The organism is Agrobacterium sp. 22-223-1, from assembly GCF_053522385.1.
Genome location: NZ_JBNWCN010000002.1, coordinates 547,451 through 569,631 on the forward strand (window position 1 = coordinate 547,451; position 22,181 = coordinate 569,631).

Annotated in this window: 23 protein-coding genes, 1 tRNA gene and 1 pseudogene; 15 read left to right on the top strand and 10 right to left on the bottom strand. The window is 60.2% G+C overall.

Annotated features, from left to right (window positions below):
• Positions 1–274: 274 nt before the first annotated feature.
• Complete coding sequence (locus tag ACQZ60_RS14660; protein ID WP_448735511.1) at positions 275–688, bottom strand: winged helix-turn-helix transcriptional regulator; 414 nt, start codon at positions 686–688, stop codon at positions 275–277.
• An 89-nt stretch (positions 689–777) separates the two neighbouring features.
• Between ACQZ60_RS14660 and ACQZ60_RS14665 the strand changes: the two genes are divergently transcribed.
• The 12 genes from ACQZ60_RS14665 (at position 778) to ACQZ60_RS14720 (ending at position 11,484) form a co-directional block, all read left to right on the top strand.
• Positions 778–1,665, top strand: a complete 888-nt coding sequence (locus ACQZ60_RS14665; protein WP_448735512.1) for an NmrA/HSCARG family protein — start codon at positions 778–780, stop codon at positions 1,663–1,665.
• A 272-nt stretch (positions 1,666–1,937) separates the two neighbouring features.
• Positions 1,938–2,918, top strand: a complete 981-nt coding sequence (trbB, locus tag ACQZ60_RS14670) for a P-type conjugative transfer ATPase TrbB (protein WP_448735513.1) — start codon at positions 1,938–1,940, stop codon at positions 2,916–2,918.
• Positions 2,915–3,247, top strand: a complete 333-nt coding sequence (locus ACQZ60_RS14675) for a TrbC/VirB2 family protein (RefSeq protein ID WP_448735514.1) — start codon at positions 2,915–2,917, stop codon at positions 3,245–3,247. Before trbB ends, ACQZ60_RS14675 begins: the two co-directional genes overlap by 4 nt.
• The gene (locus ACQZ60_RS14680) at positions 3,247–3,528 is read left to right on the top strand and encodes a VirB3 family type IV secretion system protein (protein WP_448735515.1); all 282 of its coding nucleotides are present in this window, start codon (positions 3,247–3,249) and stop codon (positions 3,526–3,528) included. Before ACQZ60_RS14675 ends, ACQZ60_RS14680 begins: the two co-directional genes overlap by 1 nt.
• Positions 3,529–3,539: 11 nt before the next feature.
• Complete coding sequence (gene trbE, locus ACQZ60_RS14685; protein ID WP_448735516.1) at positions 3,540–5,996, top strand: conjugal transfer protein TrbE; 2,457 nt, start codon at positions 3,540–3,542, stop codon at positions 5,994–5,996.
• A complete protein-coding gene (gene trbJ / locus ACQZ60_RS14690; RefSeq protein WP_448735517.1) occupies positions 5,993–6,757 on the top strand; it encodes a P-type conjugative transfer protein TrbJ in 765 nt (254 codons plus the stop codon). The genes trbE and trbJ overlap by 4 nt, the downstream gene beginning before the upstream one ends.
• A gap of 21 nt (positions 6,758–6,778) precedes the next feature.
• Positions 6,779–7,066, top strand: coding sequence for a putative entry exclusion protein TrbK-alt (gene trbK-alt, locus ACQZ60_RS14695; RefSeq protein WP_448735518.1), 288 nt, complete (start codon positions 6,779–6,781; stop codon positions 7,064–7,066).
• 3 nt (positions 7,067–7,069) lie between these two features.
• Positions 7,070–8,431 (top strand): P-type conjugative transfer protein TrbL, encoded by a 1,362-nt coding sequence (gene trbL / locus ACQZ60_RS14700; RefSeq protein WP_448735519.1) that lies wholly within the window; start codon positions 7,070–7,072, stop codon positions 8,429–8,431.
• On the top strand, positions 8,428–9,117 hold the full coding sequence (gene trbF, locus ACQZ60_RS14705) for a conjugal transfer protein TrbF (RefSeq protein WP_448735520.1): 690 nt from the start codon (positions 8,428–8,430) through the stop codon (positions 9,115–9,117). The genes trbL and trbF overlap by 4 nt, the downstream gene beginning before the upstream one ends.
• A complete protein-coding gene (gene trbG / locus ACQZ60_RS14710; RefSeq protein WP_448735521.1) occupies positions 9,114–10,097 on the top strand; it encodes a P-type conjugative transfer protein TrbG in 984 nt (327 codons plus the stop codon). The genes trbF and trbG overlap by 4 nt, the downstream gene beginning before the upstream one ends.
• Complete coding sequence (locus tag ACQZ60_RS14715; RefSeq protein ID WP_448735554.1) at positions 10,097–11,254, top strand: TrbI/VirB10 family protein; 1,158 nt, start codon at positions 10,097–10,099, stop codon at positions 11,252–11,254. The genes trbG and ACQZ60_RS14715 overlap by 1 nt, the downstream gene beginning before the upstream one ends.
• Positions 11,255–11,256: 2 nt before the next feature.
• A complete protein-coding gene (locus ACQZ60_RS14720) occupies positions 11,257–11,484 on the top strand; it encodes a DUF2274 domain-containing protein (RefSeq protein ID WP_448735522.1) in 228 nt (75 codons plus the stop codon).
• Here ACQZ60_RS14720 and ACQZ60_RS14725 read toward each other — a convergent pair.
• The 8 genes from ACQZ60_RS14725 to ACQZ60_RS14760 form a co-directional block, all read right to left on the bottom strand.
• On the bottom strand, positions 11,481–12,383 hold the full coding sequence (locus ACQZ60_RS14725) for a LysR family transcriptional regulator (RefSeq protein ID WP_448735523.1): 903 nt from the start codon (positions 12,381–12,383) through the stop codon (positions 11,481–11,483). The genes ACQZ60_RS14720 and ACQZ60_RS14725 overlap by 4 nt on opposite strands.
• 213 nt (positions 12,384–12,596) lie before the next feature.
• A complete protein-coding gene (locus tag ACQZ60_RS14730) occupies positions 12,597–13,754 on the bottom strand; it encodes a mandelate racemase/muconate lactonizing enzyme family protein (RefSeq protein ID WP_448735524.1) in 1,158 nt (385 codons plus the stop codon).
• 104 nt (positions 13,755–13,858) lie between these two features.
• Positions 13,859–14,941, bottom strand: coding sequence for an ABC transporter ATP-binding protein (locus tag ACQZ60_RS14735; RefSeq protein WP_448735525.1), 1,083 nt, complete (start codon positions 14,939–14,941; stop codon positions 13,859–13,861).
• Positions 14,942–14,978: 37 nt separating this feature from the next.
• Complete coding sequence (locus tag ACQZ60_RS14740) at positions 14,979–15,806, bottom strand: ABC transporter permease (RefSeq protein WP_448735526.1); 828 nt, start codon at positions 15,804–15,806, stop codon at positions 14,979–14,981.
• Between the two features lie 4 nt (positions 15,807–15,810).
• Positions 15,811–16,671 carry an ABC transporter permease gene (locus ACQZ60_RS14745; RefSeq protein ID WP_448735527.1) on the bottom strand — a complete coding sequence of 287 codons (861 nt, stop codon included), beginning with the start codon at positions 16,669–16,671 and terminating at the stop codon, positions 15,811–15,813.
• 47 nt (positions 16,672–16,718) lie between these two features.
• On the bottom strand, positions 16,719–17,780 hold the full coding sequence (locus ACQZ60_RS14750) for an ABC transporter substrate-binding protein (protein WP_448735528.1): 1,062 nt from the start codon (positions 17,778–17,780) through the stop codon (positions 16,719–16,721).
• Positions 17,781–17,842: 62 nt separating this feature from the next.
• Positions 17,843–19,063 carry a mandelate racemase/muconate lactonizing enzyme family protein gene (locus ACQZ60_RS14755; RefSeq protein ID WP_448735529.1) on the bottom strand — a complete coding sequence of 407 codons (1,221 nt, stop codon included), beginning with the start codon at positions 19,061–19,063 and terminating at the stop codon, positions 17,843–17,845.
• Between the two features lie 370 nt (positions 19,064–19,433).
• Complete coding sequence (locus ACQZ60_RS14760) at positions 19,434–20,390, bottom strand: LysR family transcriptional regulator (protein ID WP_448735530.1); 957 nt, start codon at positions 20,388–20,390, stop codon at positions 19,434–19,436.
• A 156-nt stretch (positions 20,391–20,546) separates the two neighbouring features.
• On the opposite strand from ACQZ60_RS14760, the gene ACQZ60_RS14765 reads away from it, so the two are divergent.
• A complete protein-coding gene (locus ACQZ60_RS14765) occupies positions 20,547–20,828 on the top strand; it encodes a hypothetical protein (protein ID WP_448735531.1) in 282 nt (93 codons plus the stop codon).
• Between the two features lie 51 nt (positions 20,829–20,879).
• Here ACQZ60_RS14765 and ACQZ60_RS14770 read toward each other — a convergent pair.
• A tRNA-Leu gene (locus ACQZ60_RS14770) sits at positions 20,880–20,964 on the bottom strand.
• A gap of 381 nt (positions 20,965–21,345) precedes the next feature.
• Here ACQZ60_RS14770 and ACQZ60_RS14775 point away from each other — a divergent pair.
• Both ACQZ60_RS14775 and ACQZ60_RS14780 read left to right on the top strand, forming a co-directional pair.
• Positions 21,346–21,630, top strand: a pseudogene (locus tag ACQZ60_RS14775) (acetyl-CoA C-acetyltransferase); the annotation flags it as partial.
• Between the two features lie 147 nt (positions 21,631–21,777).
• Complete coding sequence (locus ACQZ60_RS14780) at positions 21,778–22,170, top strand: LysR family transcriptional regulator (protein ID WP_174056022.1); 393 nt, start codon at positions 21,778–21,780, stop codon at positions 22,168–22,170.
• Positions 22,171–22,181: the final 11 nt, after the last annotated feature.

Consider the following 22,181-nt stretch of genomic DNA (forward strand, 5'->3'; position numbering starts at 1 on the left):
TGCGATTCAGCAACATGGCCCCATTTCTGCCTCCAACCTCGGAGCAGTTCATTTCTCCTATTGGCGCTTTGCGGAATAGGTAATCCGACAGGCTGCTTACGAGTGTCCCCCCGAGCAGCCTGAACGGCCGAAATGAGGGCGCATTGGGGACCGGCCGGAACCGACCAGGTCGGCCGGCCAGGGCAACGATCGACGATGCTGAAAGCGGGCGTAGCCGAGCGTTGCTAACCTGGACCGACATCTGAGCTTCTTAGCCAATTTCGGTGATTTGGATTTACAACTCCGTCTGGTCGTAAGCGCGTCGGTGCGCCTTGATGGAGTCCAGATTGTCGTGGACCCAGAAGTTAAATCCCTCAAGGACGCGCAAAGCTCCGTGGCCCATCTCCGTCAGCTCATACTCGACGCGCGGCGGCACTTCAGGGAAATAGTGGCGTATAATAAATCCGTCACGCTCGAGATTGCGCAGCGTGAGCGTCAGCATCCGCTGGGTGATTTCGCCGACCTCTTTTCTCAAAGCTGAAAATCGGAGCCGATGATCCTCCGCGAGCGAAAGACGCCAAAGAACCGGCACAGTCCATTTGTCACTCAGCAGGCTACAGACCCCGTTTGACGGGATGGGTCTGAAGTGTCTGTCGTTCTCTGATCCGCGCAATGTGCCGGCATCGATCTCTTTGTCCAAGGGTATCATCCTTGTGCCTGATGCTGAAAAATGTGCCGTCTTCCGACGGTACATTATTCGTATATATGGATGGCCCTTGTTTAACGCGAGGGTTTCAAGTGACCAATAGCAAGCACCCCATTCTGGTTTTCGGCGCCACCGGAAGGCAGGGAGGATCAGTCGCCAAAGCCTTGTTGAAGGCGGGATGGCCTGTTCGCGCACTCGTTCTGGATTCCACCAAAGCTGCATCGCTACAATTGCGGAATGCAGGCGTCGAGCTTGTGCAGGGTTCATTTGAAGAGACCAATGTAATCCGCACAGCGATGAAAGACGCTTACGGTGTCTTTAGCGTACTGCCAGCCAACCTGGCCGCCGAGGACGAAGTCCGGCATGGCATTTCAATTGCGGATATCGCTGCTGAGACCGGCATCAACCATTTTGTCTACTCGTCGGGCGCCAGCGTGGGGAATGAACTGACAGGTGTTCCGCGTTTCGACGCCAAGCCTCGTATCGAAGCACATGTTCGAGAACTGGCCATGACCACGACCATAATCCGGCCGATGATTTTCATGGAAATGCTGGTGCGACCCGGCTTCGGTCTGGATGAGGGCCGGCTGGTGTCCCTGATCCGACCGGAGCATTCCATTCAGCTTACCGCCGTGGAAGACATCGGCAGGTTTGTTGCTGCAGTGTTCGCCGACAGGCCCCGTTTCGGCGGCAGGACGCTCAAGATCGCGAGCGACCGCCTGACCGGGCGCGAGCTTGAGGCAGCCTTCAGCGAAGTAGCCGGTTGCCCGATAACCTATGAACGTTTTCCCGACGACATTCTCGCTGCAAACGATGATCTCGCGCATATGGCAAAGAGCCTGGAAGACGGGCCGCTTGCCGAGCAGGTCGATCTGAAACTCATGCGCGAAATCAACCCCGACCTGCTGACTTTCGCGTCCTGGCTTGCTGGCAATGGGCGCAGGTCACTTGATGAAGCCTTGCGAACATCAGCCTACTGACCCGCCTTCGTCCTCTTTAAAGTAATAGCGTTTCATAGCGGACTGGCAGGAAACCACCTAAAAGCAGCTTTCCAGCTTGCCGACCGATTAAGTCCGATTGCCTTGCAGGACCCAGCCCGCTTGTGGCGACATATAGCCACCGCCGTTCTCCTGTATTTGCGCGCCACACCACTACGACGCCAAATACTTGTTGAATCGGCCTGATTCCGGGCTCTCTTAATCATCCCCTATCCGGGGATCATCCGTTGCGTCCCCACGACAAGGGGGACGACATGACATCCACTTACCAGAGACGTGAAGCGCTTCAGCGCGGCGCGCGCATGTTGCGCACCGCGCTCGGCCCGGCCATCGCACGGCTTCTGGAAGACCCCGCTGTCGTCGAGGTGATGCTGAATCCTGACGGTCGCATCTGGGTAGATCGTCTCTCCGAAGGGCTAGCCGACACGGGCGAGATGATGTCGGCCTCAGATGGCGAGCGCATCGTGCGCCTGGTCGCACACCATGTCGGCGCGGAGGTGCATGCGCGGTCCCCACGCGTCTCGGCAGAACTGCCGGAAACGGGCGAGCGCTTTGAGGGCCTCCTTCCTCCCGTTGTTGCTTCACCTGCCTTCGCCATCCGTAAGCCAGCCGTCGCGGTCTTCACGCTCGAGGACTATGTTGCGGCCGGCATCATGACCGCCGACCAGGCCGCGGCGCTGCGCGAGGCCGTCGCCTCCCGCGCCAATATCCTCGTGGCCGGCGGCACCTCCACCGGCAAAACGACGCTCACGAATGCGCTGCTCGCCGAAGTCGCCAAGGGCGCGGATCGCGTCGTCCTCATCGAGGACACCCGTGAACTGCAATGCGCCGCGCCAAATCTCGTCGCCATGCGGACGAAAGACGGCGTGGCAACACTCTCCGATCTGGTCCGGTCCTCGTTGCGCCTTCGCCCGGACCGCATCCCGATCGGCGAGGTGCGCGGCTCCGAAGCCCTCGACCTCCTGAAGGCATGGGGCACTGGCCATCCGGGCGGCATAGGCACCATCCATGCCGGCTCAGGCATCGGCGCACTCCGCCGTCTGGAACAGCTCATTCAAGAGGCCGTCGTAACCGTTCCGCGCGCCCTGATCGCCGAGACGATCGACCTCGTTGCCGTCCTTTCCGGCCGTGGCTCCACGCGCCGGCTCACCGAGCTCGCCCGCGTCGAAGGGCTTGGCCCTGACGGCGATTATCGCATCACCCCAGCCACATCGAACCCAGGAGAACGCGAATGATAGGCATGCTTTCGCGCGGCCACCGCACTATTGCGATTGCCGCAGCCACCGTGTCCCTCAGCATGGTGCTTGCCCCCGCCGCCCATGCGTCCGGCTCCTCCATGCCGTGGGAGCAGCCGCTTCAGCAAATTCTCCAGTCGATCGAGGGGCCGGTGGCCAAGATCGTCGCGGTGATCATCATTATCGCCACCGGCCTGGCACTCGCCTTTGGCGACACATCGGGCGGCTTCCGCCGCCTGATCCAGATCGTCTTCGGCCTGTCGATCGCGTTCGCGGCATCGAGCTTCTTCCTGTCGTTCTTCTCGTTCGGCGGCGGGGCGCTGCTCTGATGGCCGCCGTCCTCGAACAGCTCGATACCGTGCCGGGCTTCACGGTCCCGGTTCACCGTGCGCTGACCGAACACATCCTGCTCGGTGGCGCCCCGCGATCGATCGCCATCATGAACGGCACGCTGGCTGGGGCCGTGGGCCTCGGACTGCGCCTCTGGCTGATCGGACTTTTGATCTGGGCTGTCGGGCATTTCGTGGCGGTGTGGGCAGCGAAGCGCGACCCGCTCTTTGTAGAAGTCGGCCGCCGCCATCTGCGTATCCCTGGTCACTTGTCTGTCTGAGGAGCGCGCTCGTGATGAATCTCGCCGAATATCGCCGCTCCGCCTCCCGCTTGGCCGACTATCTCCCCTGGGTTGCGCTTGTCGCTCCCGGCGTCGTGCTTAACAAGGACGGCAGCTTCCAACGTACGGCCCGCTTTCGTGGCCCTGATCTCGATTCTGCCGTCGCAGCAGAGCTTGTCGCGGTCGCCGCCCGCATCAACAACGCCTTCCGCCGGCTCGGTTCCGGCTGGAGCATCTTTGTCGAGGCGCAGCGCTCCGAGGCCGCGACCTATCCTGACAGCACGTTTCCCGATCCGGCCTCGGGCCTCGTTGATGCCGAGCGGAAGGCCGATTTCGAGGAAGCGGGAGCGCATTTCGTATCGGGCTATTTCCTCACCTTTCTCTATCTGCCTCCCGCGGAGGAAGCCGCACGCACCGAGACCTGGCTCTACGAGGGCCGCGAGCGTTCCGGCGTCGATCCCAATGAGGCGCTGCGCGCCTTCACCGATCGGACCGACCGCGTACTGGCGCTGCTTGATGGCTTCATGCCGTCCTGCCGCTGGCTCGATGATAGCGAGACGCTGACCTACCTGCATTCCACAATTTCCACCAAACGCCATCGCGTGCGCGTGCCGGAAACGCCAGTCTATCTCGACGCACTGCTCGCTGATCAGCCACTGACGGGCGGGCTGGAGCCGCGGCTGGGCAACGAGCACCTCCGCGTCCTCACCATCGTGGGCTTCCCGACCGCGACGACGCCCGGAATACTGGATGACCTCAACCGGCTGGCCTTCCCGTATCGCTGGTCGACACGCGCGATCCTGATCGACAAGACCGATGCGACCAGGCTGCTGACCAAAATCAGACGGCAATGGTTCGCCAAGCGCAAGTCCATTGCCGCGATCCTGAAAGAGGTGATGACCAACGAGCAATCCGTGCTCGTGGACACGGACGCGGCGAACAAGGCTGACGACGCCGATCTGGCGCTGCAGGAACTCGGCGCGGACATAGCCGGCATGGCTTACGTCACCGCCACGATCATCGTATGGGACGCCGATCCCCGCCTTGCAGACGAGAAATTGCGGCTAGCCGAGAAGATCATTCAGGGCCGCGATTTCACGGCCATGGTCGAGACGGTCAATTCCGTCGATGCCTGGCTCGGCTCGCTGCCGGGACATGCTTACGCCAATGTGCGGCAGCCTCCGATCTCGACGCTTAATCTCGCCCACATGATCCCCCTCTCTGCCGTGTGGGCGGGGCCGGAACGGGACGAGCACTTCGACGCTCCCCCGCTGCTTTACGGCAGAACGGAAGGCTCGACCCCGTTCCGGCTTTCCCTCCACGTCGGTGATGTCGGGCATACCCTCGTCGTAGGCCCGACCGGCGCAGGGAAATCGGTACTGCTGGCGCTCATGGCCTTGCAGTTCCGACGCTATCAGAACGCACAAGTCTTCGCATTCGATTTCGGCGGCTCGATCCGGGCGGCAGCGCTCGCCATGAGCGGCGACTGGCATGATCTTGGCGGCGGCCTCACCGAAGGGTCGGACACCTCGGTGTCGCTTCAGCCGCTCGCCCGCATCCACGACACTTATGAGCGCGCCTGGGCCGCCGATTGGATCTCTGCCATCCTCACGCGCGAGGGCATCACGATCACCCCGGAGGTGAAGGAGCATATCTGGACGACCCTGACGTCACTTGGCACCGCGCCCGCCGAGGAACGCACCATCACCGGCCTCGCGGTCCTGCTCCAGTCCAATGATCTCAAGCAGGCGCTCCATCCTTACAGCGTCGGCGGCCCCTACGGCCGTCTGCTCGACGCCGAGACCGAACATCTGGGTTCGGCGGATGTCCAGGCTTTCGAGATCGAGGGCCTTGTCGGGACAGGCGCGGCACCGGCAGTGCTCGCCTATCTCTTCCATCGCATCGGCGACCGGCTCGACGGCCGTCCGACGCTGCTCATCATCGACGAAGGCTGGCTGGCGCTGGACGACGAAGGCTTCGCAGGCCAGCTCCGTGAATGGCTGAAGACGCTCAGAAAGAAGAACGCCAGCGTCATCTTCGCCACGCAAAGTCTGTCCGATATCGACGGCAGCGACATCGCGCCGGCGATCATCGAAAGCTGCCCCACGCGGCTGCTCTTGCCGAACGAACGCGCGATCGAGCCCCAGATCACCGCGATTTATCGCCGCTTTGGCCTCAATGACCGCCAGATTGAGCTTGTTGCCCGCGCTACGCCGAAAAGGGATTATTATTGCCAATCGCGGCGCGGCAATCGCCTGTTCGAGCTGGGCCTGTCCGAAGTCGGGCTCGCGCTCTGCGCCGCTTCCTCCAAAACCGACCAGACACTGATTGCCAACCTCGTCGCCGAGCATGGCCGCGAAGGCTTTCTCGCTGCCTGGCTCAAGGTCCGCGACGTCGGCTGGGCGGCAGATCTCATCCCGACTTTCCCATCCATCGTCTCAGAAAACAAAAAGGAAACTGAAGCATGAAGACCCGTTCTGTCCGCTCTTCCGCCGCACTTCTCGCGGCGACCATGCTTGCAATGCCGCTGACGATTTCGCCGGTCATGATCACGCCCGCCTATGCCTGGAGGATCGTCTTCGATCCCAGCAACTATGCGCAGAATGTGCTGACCGCCGCACGCACGCTGGAGCAGATCAACCATCAAATCACCTCGCTTCAGAACGAGGCGACCATGCTGATCAATCAGGCCCGTAATCTGGCCAGCCTGCCGTTCTCCTCGCTCCAGACGCTTCAGCAGAATGTGCAGCGCACGCAGCAGCTCCTCAGCCAAGCGCAGAACATCGCCTTCGATGTGCAGGGGATCGATCAGGCGTTCCAGCAACAATATGGCAATGTGTCCATGTCGGCCACGGATCAGCAGCTCGTCAGCGACGCCCGGACTCGCTGGCAGAACACGGTCGGCGGTTTGCAGGATGCCATGCGCGTCCAGGCTGGCGTTGTCGGCAACATCGACACCAACCGTACCCAGATGAGCGAACTTGTCAGCCAGAGCCAGGGCGCCACCGGCGCGCTCCAGGCGACGCAGGCCGGCAACCAGCTTCTCGCCCTCCAATCGCAGCAGCTTTCCGATCTGGTCGCGCTCCTCGCGGCCAACGGCCGGTCGGGCGCGCTGACCGAGGCTGAGCGCACAGCGGCGGCCGAGCAGGGACGCGAGCAGCGCCGCCGCTTCCTGACGCCCGGTTCGAGCTATCAGCCTGGCAACGTCCAGATGTTCAACGGCAACTGAGGGCCGGAAGGGAGCACCGTCATGGACGGCAAGATGCTGGCCCGGCTGGGCGCTGTCGTATTCGTCGCCGTCGTCATCACGGCGGCGGTCGTCGAACTGACACGAAAGGAAGAACCGACGAAGGATTTCTCCACGCGCATCATTGAACCCCAGCACGATCCGCTGCGCGAGGGCCAGCGTCGGTGCCAGCAGCTTGGCCAGCAGGCCGCGAGCGATGCGGAATGCTTGGCGCTATGGGCAGAGACACGCGACCGTTTCTTGCGTCCGTCGCCAGCACCCGTGTCGCCGGCCTCCAGCGAAGGGCGGTGACAGATGGGCGGCGCGGGCGTTATCGACACGTTCCTCGGAACCTTCACCCGTTATATCGACAGCGGGTTCGGCTTGCTCGGTGGCGAGGTTGCCTTCATCGCGACCACCCTGATCGTCATCGACGTGACGCTGGCCGCCCTGTTCTGGAGTTGGGGCGCAGACGACGACATCATCGCGCGGCTGGTAAAGAAAACCCTGTTTGTCGGGGTCTTTGCCTACTTGATTTCCAATTGGAATAACCTGGCGAAGATCGTCTTCGACAGCTTCTCCGGCCTCGGATTGAAAGCCTCCGGCACAGGTTTCACCGCGCAGGATTTGCTCCGTCCCGGCAAGGTCGCACAAACTGGTCTCGATGCGGCGCGTCCCTTGCTCGACGCCATCTCGCCGCTGATGGGCTGGATCGCGGTCTTCGAGAACCTGATCCAGATCGTTTGCCTGCTCTTCGCCTGGGCTTTGGTCATTCTCGCCTTCTTCATCCTGGCGATCCAGCTCTTCGTCACCCTGATCGAGTTCAAGCTGTCAACTCTGGCTGGCTTTGTGCTGATCCCGTTCGGCCTGTTCGGCAAGACGGCCTTCATGGCCGAGCGCGTGCTTGGCAATGTCATTTCGTCCGGCATCAAGGTTCTGGTGCTCGCGGTCATCGTCGGCATCGGTTCGACACTGTTCAGCCAGTTCACAGCGGGGTTTGGCGGCCAGACCCCCAGCATCGACGACGCGATGGCCATTGTCCTCGCCGCGCTGTCGCTTGTCGGCCTCGGCATCTTCGGTCCCGGCATTGCTTCCGGCCTTGTCAGCGGCGGCCCTCAGCTTGGCGCCGGCGCGGCGATCGGAACAGGTCTGGCGGTTGGCGGAGCGGCGCTTGCTGCAGGTGGTGGCACGATGATGGCCGCGAAGGGGGGAACCGCAGTTCTCTCCGGCGGCGCCGCGGCCACACGTGGCGGAACAGTAGCGGCCGGCGCGGCATCGTCGGCTTACACGCTCGGTTCCATGGGGCAGTCGGGAGCTGCAGGCGTCGCGTCCGGTCTTGGTGGTGTGGCGCGTGCCGCCGGTTCCGCCTCTGTCTCACCGTTGCGCCGCGCCTCCTCGCGCGCCTCCGACAGCATGAAATCCAGCTTCTCTGACGGTGCTCGCGCAGGTGTCAGTGCGACCGGCGGCACCTCCTCGATGGGGACAGTGGCCGGCGAGGCCGAACCCGCCTCCGTCGCTCCCGCCGCCACACCCGATCAGCCCCCCGCATGGGCGCAGCGCATGAAGCGCAGCCGGCATGTCTCGCACGGCGCCAGCGCCGCTGCCCATGCCGTTCGCTCGGGCGACGGCCACGGGTCCGGCGCATCCGTCAATCTCTCTGAAAGTGACCGCTCATGAACCTCTTCAAACGGCCTGCCGTCCACTACGGCAAAACACCCCAGCCGGAAACGCCTTATCAGAAGGCCGCTCAGGTATGGGACGAGCGCATCGGCTCGGCCCGCGTTCAGGCGAGGAACTGGCGCTATATGGCCTTCGGCTCGCTGATCCTGTCGGCGGGCTTCGCCGCCGCATTGGTCTTTCAGTCCGCGCGCGGAACCGTCGTGCCGTGGGTTGTCCAGGTGGACAATCTCGGGCAGGCTCAGGCCGTTCAGCCCGCCTCCGCTGACTTTCGCCCGACCGATCCGCAAGTGGCCTGGCACCTCGCGCGTTTCATCGAGCAGACCAGAAGCATCCCCGCCGATCCGATCATCGTCCGGCAGAACTGGCTGCGCGCCTATGAATGGACCACGGATCGGGGTGCCGCCGCGCTCAACGACTACGCCCGCGCCAACGACCCGTTCACCAAGGTCGGCAAACAGCAGATCGCGGTTGAGGTCTCAAGCGTTATTCGAGCTTCGCCCGACAGCTTTCGTGTCGCCTGGACGGAGCGGCATTTCGAGAATGGCCAGATCTCCGCGACCGAACGATGGACTGCGATCCTGACCATCGTGATCCAGCCGCCGAGCGACGCCGAGCGCCTCAAGGCCAATCCGCTCGGAATCTATATCAACGCCATCAACTGGTCGCGGGAGATGAGCCAATGAACCGGCCGGCAATCCGCAAACTCGTCTTTCCGGCTCTCCGTAAATCCGCGTTCCCGGTTTTGCTGTTTTCCGCAACTATGCTCGCTGGCTGCGCCACGCCGCAAAAGCCGCCGCAGATCAGTTACGACCAGAACGTGCCTCCCTTGCCAGCCGTGCCTGCCGCCGTCACGGACGACCGGCCGCGACCGCTGCATGTCCCGCCGGCCTGGACACCGGCAAAGGGTGGCGCGGCCGGCGGCACGCCGGTTGCCCGTGTTGAGAACGCCAATGCCGCCGCTCGCGTCCAGCCACGCCGGGAGGGATATTTCAACGCCATCCAGATTTACCCCTGGTCCGAAGGCGCTCTCTATCAGGTCTATGCCGCGCCGGGACAAATCACTGACATAGCTCTTGAGCCGGGTGAAAGCCTGACCGGCGCGGGGCCGATTGCGGCCGGCGATACCGCCCGATGGATTATCGGCGACACCGAAAGCGGCAGCGGCACAAACCGCCGTATCCATATTCTCGTGAAGCCGTCACGGCCAGATATCACGACCAACCTCGTCGTCACCACCGACCGGCGCGTCTACATGATCGAGCTGCGGTCCGGCGAAAAGCCATACATGCCCTCAGTGTCCTGGGCCTATCCGCAGTCACGGGCCGCACAGGGCCAGAGACTTCCTGCCACGCCTGTCATCCCGGCTGTCGCTGCGCGCAATTATCGCTACGGGCTGACGGGCGGCAATCCTCCATGGAAACCCGTCACCGTCTATGACGATGGTCGGCGCGTCTATGTCGAGTTTCCCAAAGGGATCGTGCAGGGCGAGATGCCTCCGATCCTCGTCATCGGACCGGATGGCGAAGCGCAACTCGTCAACAGCCGTATCCATCAGCACATCCTGATCGTGGATCGCCTGTTCGGCGCGGCCGAACTACGTCTCGGCGGAGGTAAACGCCAGCAGGTCGTCAGGATTGTCCGTACCGACGGGAGACCACGATGATGACCGAAGCCGAAACCAGCACAGCCGCCCCAATGCGCCTTCGCGCCGAGCCACCGCGCGTCATGCGCCTGTCCCGAAAGGTACTCGCCAGCGTCGCGGCCGTCGCGCTGGTCGGGATCGGTGGCGTTCTGATTTATGCGCTCCAGACCCGCGATGCAGGTCAGGGCGGAGAGGAGCTGTATTCGACCAACAATCGCCAGACGGCGGATGGTCTTGCCGGCCTGCCGCGCGACTATACAGGCCCTGTGCTTGGCCCGCCGTTGCCCGGTGATCTCGGGCGGCCGATCCTTGACGCGCAGAACCGGGGCCAGACGGTCGTTCCGCCGACGATCACAACGCCGACCGTCGACGAAGCGGAGCAACGCCGCCGAGCCGAGGAAGAGGCGGCGCGCACCAGCCGCGTCTTCTTCCAGACCCAGCCAGGCACGACATCGGCGACACCGGGAAATTCGACCACGCCGAGCCTTCCCCGCCTCGACCTTGCCGGCCTGACGGGCCAGTCCAGCCAGCAAACTGCACAGGATCGGCAATTGGCTTTCCTCAACGCGCCCGTTGATCGCCGTACCACGTCATCGGATCGTGTCATGGCTCCGGTGTCGCCCTTTGTTCTCCAGGCCGGAGCGGTGATTCCGGCCGCGCTCATCACCGGCATCCGTTCGGATCTTCCGGGGCAGATCACGGCGCAGGTGACGGAAAACATCTACGACAGTCCGACCGGCAGATTGCTTCTGATCCCGCAAGGCACCCGCATTATCGGCCAATACGATAACAACGTGCAGTTTGGGCAAAGAAGGGCGTTGTTGGTCTGGAACCGGCTGATCTTGCCGAATGGCCGCTCCATCGTGCTCGAACGCCAGCCCGGCGCCGATACCCAAGGGTTTGCCGGTCTCGAGGATGGGGTCGACTATCATTGGTGGGATCTCGCCAAGGCTGCTGGGCTGTCCACGCTGCTCGCAGTCGGCACGGAACTGGCCGTCAGTGATGAGGATCGGCTTGTCGCTGCGATCCGCGACGGCACCCAGGACACGATCAACGACGCTGGCCAACAAATCGTCCAGCGACAATTGCAGGTCGCGCCGACGCTGACGATCAGGCCAGGCTTCCCGGTCAGAGTCATCGTTACGCGCGACCTTGTCCTCGAACCCTACAGAAGTTGACCATGACAAAGTTGAAACTCGGCCCGATTGCCGATGATAAGCCTGTTAAAGTGTCGCTGGAGTTACCTGCTTCACTTCATAGCGATCTGATCGCGTATGCTGACGTGCTTGCACGTGAGACGGGGCAGCCTGCAGCCGATCCCGTGAAGCTGATCGTGCCGATGCTCGTCCGCTTTATATCAACGGATCGGGGGTTCGCGCGTGCGCGAAAAGGCGTAACAGGGGTCTAAACCCCTCTTTGCGGCGTTGCAGTCCGTTCTTGCGCAATGTCGAGAAGGCCACGCAGTGCGGGATTGGGGTTGGAATCCATCCATATCGCCCACACCGATATGGTGCTCCTGCCCGCGAGGGGAATGTAGACAATACCATCGATGGCGGCGCGGGTCCGACCGACGGCAATCGTCACGCCAAACCCCGACGCCACCATGTTGATCAGGTCGCATTGATTGGCCCGGTGCAGTTGAATTCGCGGTTCTGTACCCGACTTTGTCATGCGGCGAGTAAGATAATCCCCGATATCCGGCCCCAGACCGCTTGCACCCAGGATGAACGTTTCCTGTTGAAGTTCCTCTATGCTCAATCTGCGAGCACCGGCCTGGGAATGCGATCGTGGGAGAACGGCCAGCATGGGCTCATCACCAAGATGCAGTGACTGGAACCCTCCGTTCTCATGGCGTTTCGCCACAATTGCCACGTCCACGCGCCGCTGCTGCAACAATGCCGAACCCCCACTGGTGGTGCTCTCCACTATTTCCAGCTCGACTCCGGCATGCTTCTCACGGAAGCGCTCAAACAATTCGCCGAACAGGGTAAATGGAACGCTGGCGCCAACCGTAAGTTCGCCGTCTTCACCACGTTGCGACGCCACAGCCTGCCGCATGGCGCGTCTCAAATGATCAAAGCCCAGCTTAGCTTCCCGTAAGAATCGATCGCCAGCCGGCGTGGGTCGAATTCCCGCGTGGTTCCGTTCGAATAGTTCTGCTCCGACGCGATGCTCGAGGTTTCTGATGCCTCGACTCACGGTAGATTGTTGAAGGTTCAGAACAGCCGCTGCTCGGCGAAAACTGCCATGTTCGGCCGAGGTCAAGGCATATTGAAATAAGCGGAAGTCAACGAAGTGGGGTGGCATCAGTCTCACCTCTCATGAATGAGGTTATTGATTCCTTTGGACTTCGCTGTTGTCACGCCGATCGCGTCGTGCCACATGGAACTCCTTCAAGAAGGTGATGAAACCACTCCATCCATACGCGTGTAGCCAAGCGCTGCCATTTCCCTGAGATTCGCAGTGCTTATACGACTGCGCGCCGCACTGATCGGGCTTCGGTCCACAAGGAAGCTCTTTTCATCCCGTCAGGGAATGCACGAGAAACGGCTCGATCCGCTTCCGGTCGACCTCGACCCCGAGGCCAGGTTCTGTAGGTACTGCGAGCCTGCCGTTGGTGATCCGGTCTTCCGGTGGGTTTCGCAGGACCTGCACATAGCCATTCGCCTCGGGAAAGTAAGGATAGGTCTCCAGTGGCATAGGGCTCGCCGTCGCCAGCCATGCCTGCATGGAGACCGCTGTGCACAGGGATGAAGCACAGTTATGCGGCGAGATGCGCACATTGTGTGCTTCCGCCATGCCGGCTATTTGTACCAGTTCGAAGATGCCGCCGCAGTTTCCCACATCAGGCATAACAATGTCCACGCCGCCGGTCTCCAGCAGATTCTTGAAGCCATTCCGAGTGTAGACGCGCTCGCCTGCCGCTATGGGTACGCTCCAACGTCCCTTCAACTCCCTGTAGCCACCAAGGTTGAAAGCATCGAGCGGTTCCTCGACCCACGAGACACCGATCTCTTCGCACACCGCCATGAAACGGATCAACTGGTCGTTGCTCAGCCCGCCGCTCAAGTCCAGCAGGATTTCGGCATCCCCGCCGACCACATCCTTGAGCGCATACAGCCGCTGCACGGCGACATTGAACAGTTCCGCGGACAGAGTTCGCCGCGAAACGTGGCGCAATGTGCCGCCTTGCTGACGCATCGCCAAGGGATAGGTCTTAAGGACTTTATAGCCGTCTTTCAGGGGCCGCTCTGCTGCACGTGCCCATTCCAGGACGTCATCGTGGCGATAGTTCCAACCGTTGGCATAGACGGGAATGCTGTCGTGGAGGGATGCGCCGAACAACTCCCAGACCGGCACTCCGAGCGATTTGGCTTTGATGTCCCAGAGTGCCTGATCGATCGCACTGAGCGCGGCGAAGACGATGGCGCCTCCACCCTTCGTCCAGAACGAATGATCATAGATCTCGTGATAGACGTTTCGCGGATAGGACGGATCGGCGCCGATCACCTTCGGGGCAAGATCCGCCAGCATCCCGGCTGCTGCCTGTGCGCCGAGACCATATGCAATCGCGGCCTCACCCCAGCCGCTAATTCCTTCGTCCGTCAGAAGCTCTACCAAGACGGGATGAAGCTCGCCGCCGGTGATAGAATAGATGTTCATTTTCTCAACACGCACGTTGTCTTGTTCCTTGTCGTTGGGAATGCTGGCGAGAGCACGCGTCTCGCATCGTCGGCAAGCGTGCCGTCTTGGAGGCGGCCGCGAGGCATTTGTGGGGGAAATCAAGCGAAGAGATGCGTTTGCCCCACGTTCCATCCGAGCTTTAGCGGTGCACCTTTCTCGGCTTCTGGCAGAGAACAATCGTTGGGAACCTTGATCGTAACTTCGGAACCTTCGGCCACCCGCGCTCGGATCTCCATCACTTCTCCGAAAAAGGTCGCCCCCGTTGAAACCGCTCTGAGGACGTTGCGATCGTGCGCGGTTTCCTGGTGGTTCAACAACCTGATGTGTTCGGGCCGGACCATAAGCCTGACCTTCTGGCCCTCGGAGAACCCGTCTCGTCTCGGCGCTAAAACTTGCTCACCGGAGGCCAGCCGGCACATCGTCTCGTTGGCCGTTTGCGCCGTTACGGTCGCCTCCATGAAGTTCGAACTACCGAGGAAATCGGCGGCGAAAACCGTTTCAGGGGCGAAGTAGAGTTGACGGGGCGAGCCGATCTGCTCGATGCGTCCGCCGTTCATCAGAGCCACACGGTCTGACATCGACATGGCTTCCTGTTGATCGTGGGTGACATATAGGATCGTAATGCCCAGCCTGCTGTGCAACTGCTTGATTTCGAACTGAAGTTGTTCGCGGAGTTTCTTGTCCAGAGCACCCAGCGGCTCGTCCATCAGGACCAGCGACGGATTGTAGACGATGGCGCGCGCGATCGACACGCGCTGCTGTTGCCCCCCGGACAGCGCCTGTGGCTTGCGATCCTTCAGATGTTCGAGCTGAACCATATTCAAAGCCCCCTCGACCTTTCGCCTGATTTCGTCGGCGGCGGTCTTGCGCACTTTCAGTGGGAAGGCGACGTTGTTGAAGACGGTCAGATGCGGCATGAGCGCGTAGTTCTGGAACACCATGCCAAGATCCCTCTCCCGGACGGGCATGTCCGTCGCGTCGCGCCCGTTGATGACGACCTTTCCTTCGGTCGGCAATTCCATCCCGGCGATGATCTTCAAGAGAGTGGATTTTCCCGACCCGCTTGGTCCCAGGAGGGTTACGAATTCGCCTTCCTTCACCTCGAGATCGGTCGGGTGAAGAGCGGTGACTCCGCCATAGCGTTTCGATACGCCCTGCAGCGATAGTTTGTTCGACGTCATAACTATATTCTTTCTATTATAACCGCTGTCGCTTGGTTCAGAACCCGTCCGAGTTTGCGGATTGCGTGAACGCGGACACGACGGAGATGATGACGGTGATGAAGACCAGGAAGGTCGAAATCGCAGCCAGAACCGGCGAGACTTCCCACTGGATCGAGCTGTACATCTTGACCGGCAGCGTCGGTTGGTCGCTTCGGGCGATAAACCAGGACACGATGACCTCGTCGAAAGAAAGCAGGAAGGCGAACAGCGAACCCGCCAGAACCGGACCCTTGATCGCCGGCAGGACCACACCGAAGAAGATTTGCGATTGAGTCGCACCCATCACCATCGCAGCATTTTCGATGTTTCGATCGAGATGTTTGAGCCCCGACATCGTGGTCACGACCAGGAAAGGCGTGATGATGACCGCGTGCGCCATCGCGAGCGCGAACATCGATCCATTGATGTGTAATGTTGCGAAATAAAGATACAGCGCGAGCGCCACGACGATCGTTGGCGCAAAAATTGGGCTCAGCAACATGAAGCTCAGCGCTTTCTGCCCCGGGAAGTCGGTGCGAGACAGTCCATAAGCCGCCGGCACGCCCATCAGCAGCGCCAGTCCCGTCGCGACCAAGCCCAGGATGAAACTACGGCCGCCTGCCGACAACCATCCCTGTGCGGGGTCGATCGCCTTCGCGTAGAGGTCAAGTCCCCAATGCTGGGGCGGAAACACGAGTTCGCTCGACGTCCCGAAGGACATCGGGACCACGATCAAGGATGGGACGATCAGGAAAAGATAGACGAGCCACGCGATGAAAACCGACGCGCTTACATTGCGTCCCATGCGGTGTAGTGCCTTGGTGTATTGACGGTGCGTGGTCATGTGATCACCTCGACAGACGGGAACGAAGATAGGCTGCACCTGAGAGTATCAGCAGTGCGAGCAGAATAAGGATGACGGCGATGGCCGAGGCCATGCGCCAGTCAAGCGCCTCGCGGATATAGAAATCGACAAGGTTTGCCATCATCAGATCCCTCCGGCCGCCCAGCAGGGAGGGAGTCACGAAACTACCCATCCCAATCACCGAAGCCATGAGACCGCTCGCGAGAACACCGGGCAGGCTCAAGGGGAAGGTGACTTTCCAGAATACATCTCCCGGTCGAGCCCCCATCACCTCGGCCGCATCGCGCAGTGCCTTGTCCTGCGAGAGCAGACTGCTGAGGATCGGGAGCACCGAAAACGGGATCAGCCAATGAGACATGCCGATGATCACGCCGGCTCTGTTGAAGATCATCGGGATGACGATATCGGTTCCGGATATTGCTTGTAGGGTCCGGTTGATGATGCCGTTGGTCCCGAGAATGACGGTAAAGGCGAAGCTCTTGACCAATATGCTGGTCCAGAACGGAAGCATGACCAGGATCAAATACAGCCGGCGCTTCCGCTGAGGCATGCGGGAGAGGTGATATGCGACAAAGTAGCCGCATATCACCGAGATCAGTCCGGTCAGGAATCCGATCGACAATGTGTTGACGAGGGCGCGGTGAAACAGCGCCCCCGCTACAAACTCCTTGTAAGCCGAAAACGACCACCCGTCATTGTAGAGGCTTGTTCTGGCTACGCCGAGCAACGGAACGCAGAACACGAGCAGCATGAAGAGGGTCAGGGGCAGAAGGAATGTTCCAAATCCCAGCCTCCTCATGAAGACGGAAAGGCGACCGCTGCGATGCGTCGTCTGGTTTATCAAGTCTGTCTCCAATGCGTACATTCTGTGTCAGGACCCCTGGATGGTATTCAGCTCAACAGCCATTCCTTGAAACGGCGATCCAGTTCCAGGAACTGGTCGGCCCAGAACTCTTCCTTCAGCAACACAATTTTCGGATCGGCTGGATTGGGCAGAACAGCTCGAACATCCTGGGGCAGTGTCTCCAGCACGCCGGGACGGACCGGGACGGAAGCGTAGGCCTTCGCCAAATTGGCCTGGGTTTCCGGACGGCATGCGAACTCGATGTAGTGCATCGCTTGTTCGCGCTTCTTCGATCCCTTGAGGACCGAATAATACTGGGTGAGCAGGAGCGCCTGGTCCGTCGAAAACTCGACGCTGAGGCCCTCCTTCTTAGCCGTGGCGACCCGACCGTTATAAGTGTAGGAATAGTCGATCTCGCCGGAGGTCAGAAGACTGATCGTCTGAGGGGTCTGGTCGATCCATTTTGCCACGCGCGGCTTGATCTTATCCAGTGCAACAAAGGCTCGATCTACATCCAGCGGATAGAGGTCGGCCGGCGACACGCCGTCGGCCAGCAACGCCAGTTCCAGCGTTTCCGACACACGGGTACGAAGTCCGATCTTCCCCGGGTGTTTCTCGCTGTCCCAGAGCTGGGCAAAGGTCTGCGCCGGGCTTTTGGTGCGCTTCGGATCATAGGCGATCCCGCCGGCGTAGATCAGGAACGGCATGCTGTGCGGCGTCGCTTTGCCCACGAGGTTCGACGTCTTGATGATCTTGGTGTCCAGTTCCTCGAAGAGGCCTTCGGCGGACGCATTGAGCAGGGGGCCGCCGCTGCCATCGAGGAGATCCCATTCCAGGTTGCCGGTTTGGACCTGCGCCTTGGCCTTCGCCAGGTCGGGTCCGTTGGCAATCGTCACCGCAATGCCGGTTTCCTTGGTAAAAGGATCGACGATCACTTTCTGGGTCACGTCAGCAAAACTTCCACCGAAAGTCACCAGCACGAGCGGATCCGCGGCGCGGGCGCTACGGGAAGAGAGTACGATAGGCGCAGCAAGTAACCCGGCGCCGATGCCACCGAGAACCTGCCGGCGAGTGGAAGTCATGTGTTGAAATTTGTCTGCCATTTTCATTGTTCCTCTCCAGAGTGGTTATTGTGATCTTCACTCGCATTGCCGCCCCCGAACCGGAGCCGTTATTGCCTCAGTTCCAGCCTGCCGCCGACCGGATGCAGGCTGGAGTCTGAGGAAGCATCGCACTTCACCTCGGCCCAGACGTGCTTTCGCATGACGGCCTCGTTCAACATGACGCCGAATCCGGGGGCATCCGATACGGACAGCTTTCCGTTCTCCGCCCGAGATTCGAATGCCTCCGTGGCAACCTCGACGTGGCCCGGCAGGCGCCCCCAGTAAGGGAAGTGCTCCTGGATGTAGAAATTTTGGATACAGGCGCTCAGATGAACCGCGATATTGGCCCCGACGGAACTGGCGCAAACATGTGGCTGAACCTTCAGACCATAGGCATTGGCGAGGGAGGCAACCTTGATCGCTTCGGCAAAGCCGCCGACATTGCCTATGTCTGGCTGAAGAATACTGATGGAGCGTGTTGCCAGCAACTCACGATAGCCGCTGAGGAGATAGTGCCGTTCGCCGGTGGCGATTGGGATGTTGATGGCGCCCTTGATCTGGTCCATGACGCCGACGTCGCTGGGATCGATGATCTCCTCGACGAAGGAGATATCGTATTCCTCGACCTCTCGGCAAAACCGGATGGTGTCCGATACCGACAAGCCGCCCGAAAGATCGAGCATCAGGTCCACGTCGGGTCCGATGGCATTGCGAACCTCGCGGACCAGCTTGACTGCGCGCGGAACGGCTTCACGATCATCCGAACAGCGATTGACGGGATGCTGAAGCGTGCCGTTGGGGCGGATCTTCGCCAGCGGATACATTTTTAGAGCGGGATGGCCATCCCTGACCGCATTCTCGGCCCTCAGCAGCAGTTCGGCCTCGGAGACCGCACCGAAATACCAGCCGTTCGCGTAATAGGGCAGGCTGTTGCGCATCTTGCCGCCAAAAAGCTCGTAGACCGGAACGTCAAGCGTCCGCGCCTTGATGTCCCAAAGCGCCTGTTCGATAGCGCTGAACGCGGCACCAGCGATTCCCCCGGGGTTCCGCAGCCAGAAGGACTGGTCGTACATTTCGGCGACGATCGTGTTGATGGATCGAGGATCCTTTCCCACGACAAACCGTGCGCAGAGATCCTTGATCATACCGGCGGCCCCAGTGCCGCCTGCACCATAGGATGGTGCCGCCTCTCCGAGACCGACGTCGCCAGAATCGGTTTCGAGCTTGACGATAACCGGCTTCAAGCCCTCGCCATTGACGTAGTAGATGGTCGCGCAGGTGATCTTCAATTTTGTTCCTGTCGTTTCAGCCGCAAGGCACTCGCATATCGATGCGCGCGCTGATCTATCCTTGGGTCGGAATGTCAGATCGCAAAGTTTCGCAAGGATGCGTGTTCCCGTTCGTCACTTTGATAACAGGGGGCCTCAAACCTCCCCATCTTGTGACTGTTTATGGCGACACATAACTATTACTTGAGCGAAGGCGTCAAGGTCGTCGAAAAATGGAACAATAACGAACGATACCAATGTGTTGGAAACTTAAAACCAGCGTACCCCATCGCGTCTCTAATGATTATCATAACTCAGGGTAATGATATTCTAGGACCCTTCGCACTTGTTTTGCTGTGAACGAAAAATCTTATGACAGGTAAACAAGTCTTCAGTCGCTGATCAGTGCGACTTTCCTTGCGAAGGCGAAAGCCGGCCTAGATTTTCGAATTTCCAGCAGATCCGCGCGCACCTCATCCTGCATCCATTTCCGTACCTTTTCGACGAGATCGTTTGGCGGGTAGGACTCGTTGGTCAGCAGGTTGTAGTTCGCGCCCGAGGCGAAAAAAGCGTCCGAGGCGGCGAGCAGCTTGCCGGAACGGATCAGCCTGGACGTGACGGAGAGCCAGCCCAGAACAACACCCTGCCCGTTGATGGCGGATTCCAGTGCCACTGAGTAATCCGAAAAGCGCAAGTGTGTATGCTCTTTGGGAAGGACCAGTCCGCTATTCGCGGCAAATGTTTCCCAGTCGCACCAGTGATCGCTGAGCGAGATCAACGTGTGCGGTCGCCGGGCCGACGGACTGTCGAGCGAGACGGTCCGGCGCAAATATTCTGGCGACGCCATCGGCTGGATGATCTCAGGAAGGTAGAGGGTTTCCGTGCTCGTGGGCCGGCCGGCTTCCCATCGCCGAAGCCCGAGATCAGCCATGACTGGCCCATCGCCGACCGCGCCCGCAATCAGTTCAAAACGCAGCTCGACATCGGGAAAGATCCGCCGGAATTCAAACAAGCGAGGAATCAGCCAGTGGGATGCCATGGAAGACGAGATAGACAACAGCACCGTCCCCCGGTTTCGCTGCGCTCTCCATCGAGCAAAAAGGCCATCGACCGATTGAAACGTACTGGACAGGATGGAGCTCAGTTCCGCACCCTTTTGCGTGAGCCGGATCGTAGGTCCCGACCGATGAAAGAGTTGTTCGCCGGTTTCAGCCTCAAGCGCCGCAATGGCGCGACTTACCGCAGGCTGCGTAATCTGAAGTTCGTTCGCCGCTTTCGAAAACGAATTATGGCGTGCAGCGGCCTCGAAGGCGTAGAGAGTGTGCGGAGCAGGACGTTTCGTGATCATGGCGAGGACTATAACAAAGTGCAAACCGATCGGTTACGGACAATTTGAACTTTGTCGATTGGATGAACTGACGAAACTGTCCGGTGGTCTCGACGCAAGTTTCGTCCCGACGTTCCGACGTTCAATGCCGATGACAAGCAGCCTCGGGATGATTTCGTGGACTATTTCCAGGAAGTGGCCGTCGCATCAGGCGCTGCCATAACTTCGATTTGGGTGACGAACGCTGTTTTGATGGAGGAGATCGAGGCGAAACTCAGATTCTCTCCAGCGGCCCTTCCTAACTTCGGTGTTTGGCGGGCGTTCCAGTCAGGGGCCTATGCTATCGCCCTAGAACCCATGCGGCGCCGAGACGTGATCGAAGGGCTGGGCGCGCTGTCGCCTGGTCTAGTTCCGAGCTACTGGCTCGAATTGCAGCTGTTGTCGATTGACCGAATCTGATCTCTGCCTCTCATCGCGAGGCGTGGTCGGGACTAAAGTCATGAAACAAGATGGTGCGGGTGGTCGGGCTCGAACCGACACTCCTCTCGGAACCGGATTTTGAATCCGGCGCGTCTACCAATTCCACCACACCCGCACGGTGCCGATCTCCTGCGTGCGTAGCGCCTGAGGGTAGCCGACCGCTCCTATACAGCACATGCGCAGTGATTTCCAGAGCAAAGTTGCGCTGTGGAAAAACAGTAATTTCAGCGCTGTAGCGAACGCTGTCGAACCAATTGCTGCCTTTCCTTCAACTCGTGCCCCTGTTACTCGGGAACACATACAACCTCGGGACTGACCACATGCGGCGACGACGATCATGTCGGCGCTGTGGTGCACTGCCTCCACGTTCAACTCGGCAGGGATCAGATCGGAAGGCCGAAAATGGGCTCGCATGCGCTGATTCTCCGTCAGAAACGGCCAGTAGAATCCGAAACGACATCGAGAATGAGTCAGACCCCGTTACGACGCCGATTGACAGGCACTGGACAAGGCAGGGTGGAAGGTTGAAGACCTCGATCTGGTGGAAGCGAATGAGGCATTTGCTGCACAGGCATGCGCCGTAAATAAGGAAATCGGTTGGGACTCGGGCATTGTAAAGGTCAACGGCGGAGCGATCGCTCTCGGGCATCCGATCGGTGCATCTGGTGCACGCATCCTAGTTACGCTTCTCCACGAACTTGCCAAAAGAGACGGACATAAAGCACTGGCAACGTTGTGCGTAGGCGGTGGAATGGGGATCGCACTGACAATTGAACGCTGACTATATGTCAGTCCCCGGATGGCTCAACGCAGATTTGGTTAAAAATCAAATTGGCAATTCGTGGAGTTCCGTAATCAGACAGCTAAAAAGGCGATTGTCTGAGATCGTGTCTCCTGTTCTCAACCACATTCAACTGGTCAGGCGCTCATCGTCGCCGAGGAAGGCAGCTTTATTCGTGCCGGAAGAAGGCTCAACACGCATTACTTCCTGGTGAGCCGCAAAATTCGCCACCTTGAAGAGTCGGTGGGGATAAGGTTATTTACCCGCGGTGGAAGCGGTGTGACCCCTACGCCCGATGCAGCCCATTTCGCGACGTTCGCCAGATCATCACCGACCTCGAAACTGTTCTCAACCTCGGGGATAATGGTCGTCACAACAAGCGGCAGCCTCTCCGTCGGCGTGCATGTGTCCATGCTCGACGGTGAACTTTACAAAAGCCTTCACCAATTCGTCACCGAGTATCCGGATTTTTCCCCGCAATATCTCGACGCGCCCCGTGTTGAATTGATAATTGCCGCGAATGCTGGCGATCGGCAGTAGTGGTCCTAAGC

Bases quoted from the DNA above. Each gene is read 5' to 3' on its own strand.
- trbK-alt (WP_448735518.1), top strand. From the start codon at position 6,779: ATGGACGGCAAGATGCTGGCCCGGCTGGGCGCTGTCGTATTCGTCGCC.
- trbF (WP_448735520.1), top strand. From the start codon at position 8,428: ATGAACCTCTTCAAACGGCCTGCCGTCCACTACGGCAAAACACCCCAG.
- ACQZ60_RS14715 (WP_448735554.1), top strand. From the start codon at position 10,097: ATGACCGAAGCCGAAACCAGCACAGCCGCCCCAATGCGCCTTCGCGCC.
- ACQZ60_RS14740 (WP_448735526.1), bottom strand. From the start codon at position 15,806: ATGACCACGCACCGTCAATACACCAAGGCACTACACCGCATGGGACGC.
- ACQZ60_RS14675 (WP_448735514.1), top strand. From the start codon at position 2,915: ATGATAGGCATGCTTTCGCGCGGCCACCGCACTATTGCGATTGCCGCA.
- trbG (WP_448735521.1), top strand. From the start codon at position 9,114: ATGAACCGGCCGGCAATCCGCAAACTCGTCTTTCCGGCTCTCCGTAAA.
- ACQZ60_RS14720 (WP_448735522.1), top strand. From the start codon at position 11,257: ATGACAAAGTTGAAACTCGGCCCGATTGCCGATGATAAGCCTGTTAAA.
- trbB (WP_448735513.1), top strand. From the start codon at position 1,938: ATGACATCCACTTACCAGAGACGTGAAGCGCTTCAGCGCGGCGCGCGC.
- ACQZ60_RS14680 (WP_448735515.1), top strand. From the start codon at position 3,247: ATGGCCGCCGTCCTCGAACAGCTCGATACCGTGCCGGGCTTCACGGTC.
- ACQZ60_RS14660 (WP_448735511.1), bottom strand. From the start codon at position 688: ATGATACCCTTGGACAAAGAGATCGATGCCGGCACATTGCGCGGATCA.
- ACQZ60_RS14735 (WP_448735525.1), bottom strand. From the start codon at position 14,941: ATGACGTCGAACAAACTATCGCTGCAGGGCGTATCGAAACGCTATGGC.
- trbJ (WP_448735517.1), top strand. From the start codon at position 5,993: ATGAAGACCCGTTCTGTCCGCTCTTCCGCCGCACTTCTCGCGGCGACC.
- ACQZ60_RS14725 (WP_448735523.1), bottom strand. From the start codon at position 12,383: ATGCCACCCCACTTCGTTGACTTCCGCTTATTTCAATATGCCTTGACC.
- trbL (WP_448735519.1), top strand. From the start codon at position 7,070: ATGGGCGGCGCGGGCGTTATCGACACGTTCCTCGGAACCTTCACCCGT.
- ACQZ60_RS14760 (WP_448735530.1), bottom strand. From the start codon at position 20,390: ATGATCACGAAACGTCCTGCTCCGCACACTCTCTACGCCTTCGAGGCC.
- ACQZ60_RS14750 (WP_448735528.1), bottom strand. From the start codon at position 17,780: ATGAAAATGGCAGACAAATTTCAACACATGACTTCCACTCGCCGGCAG.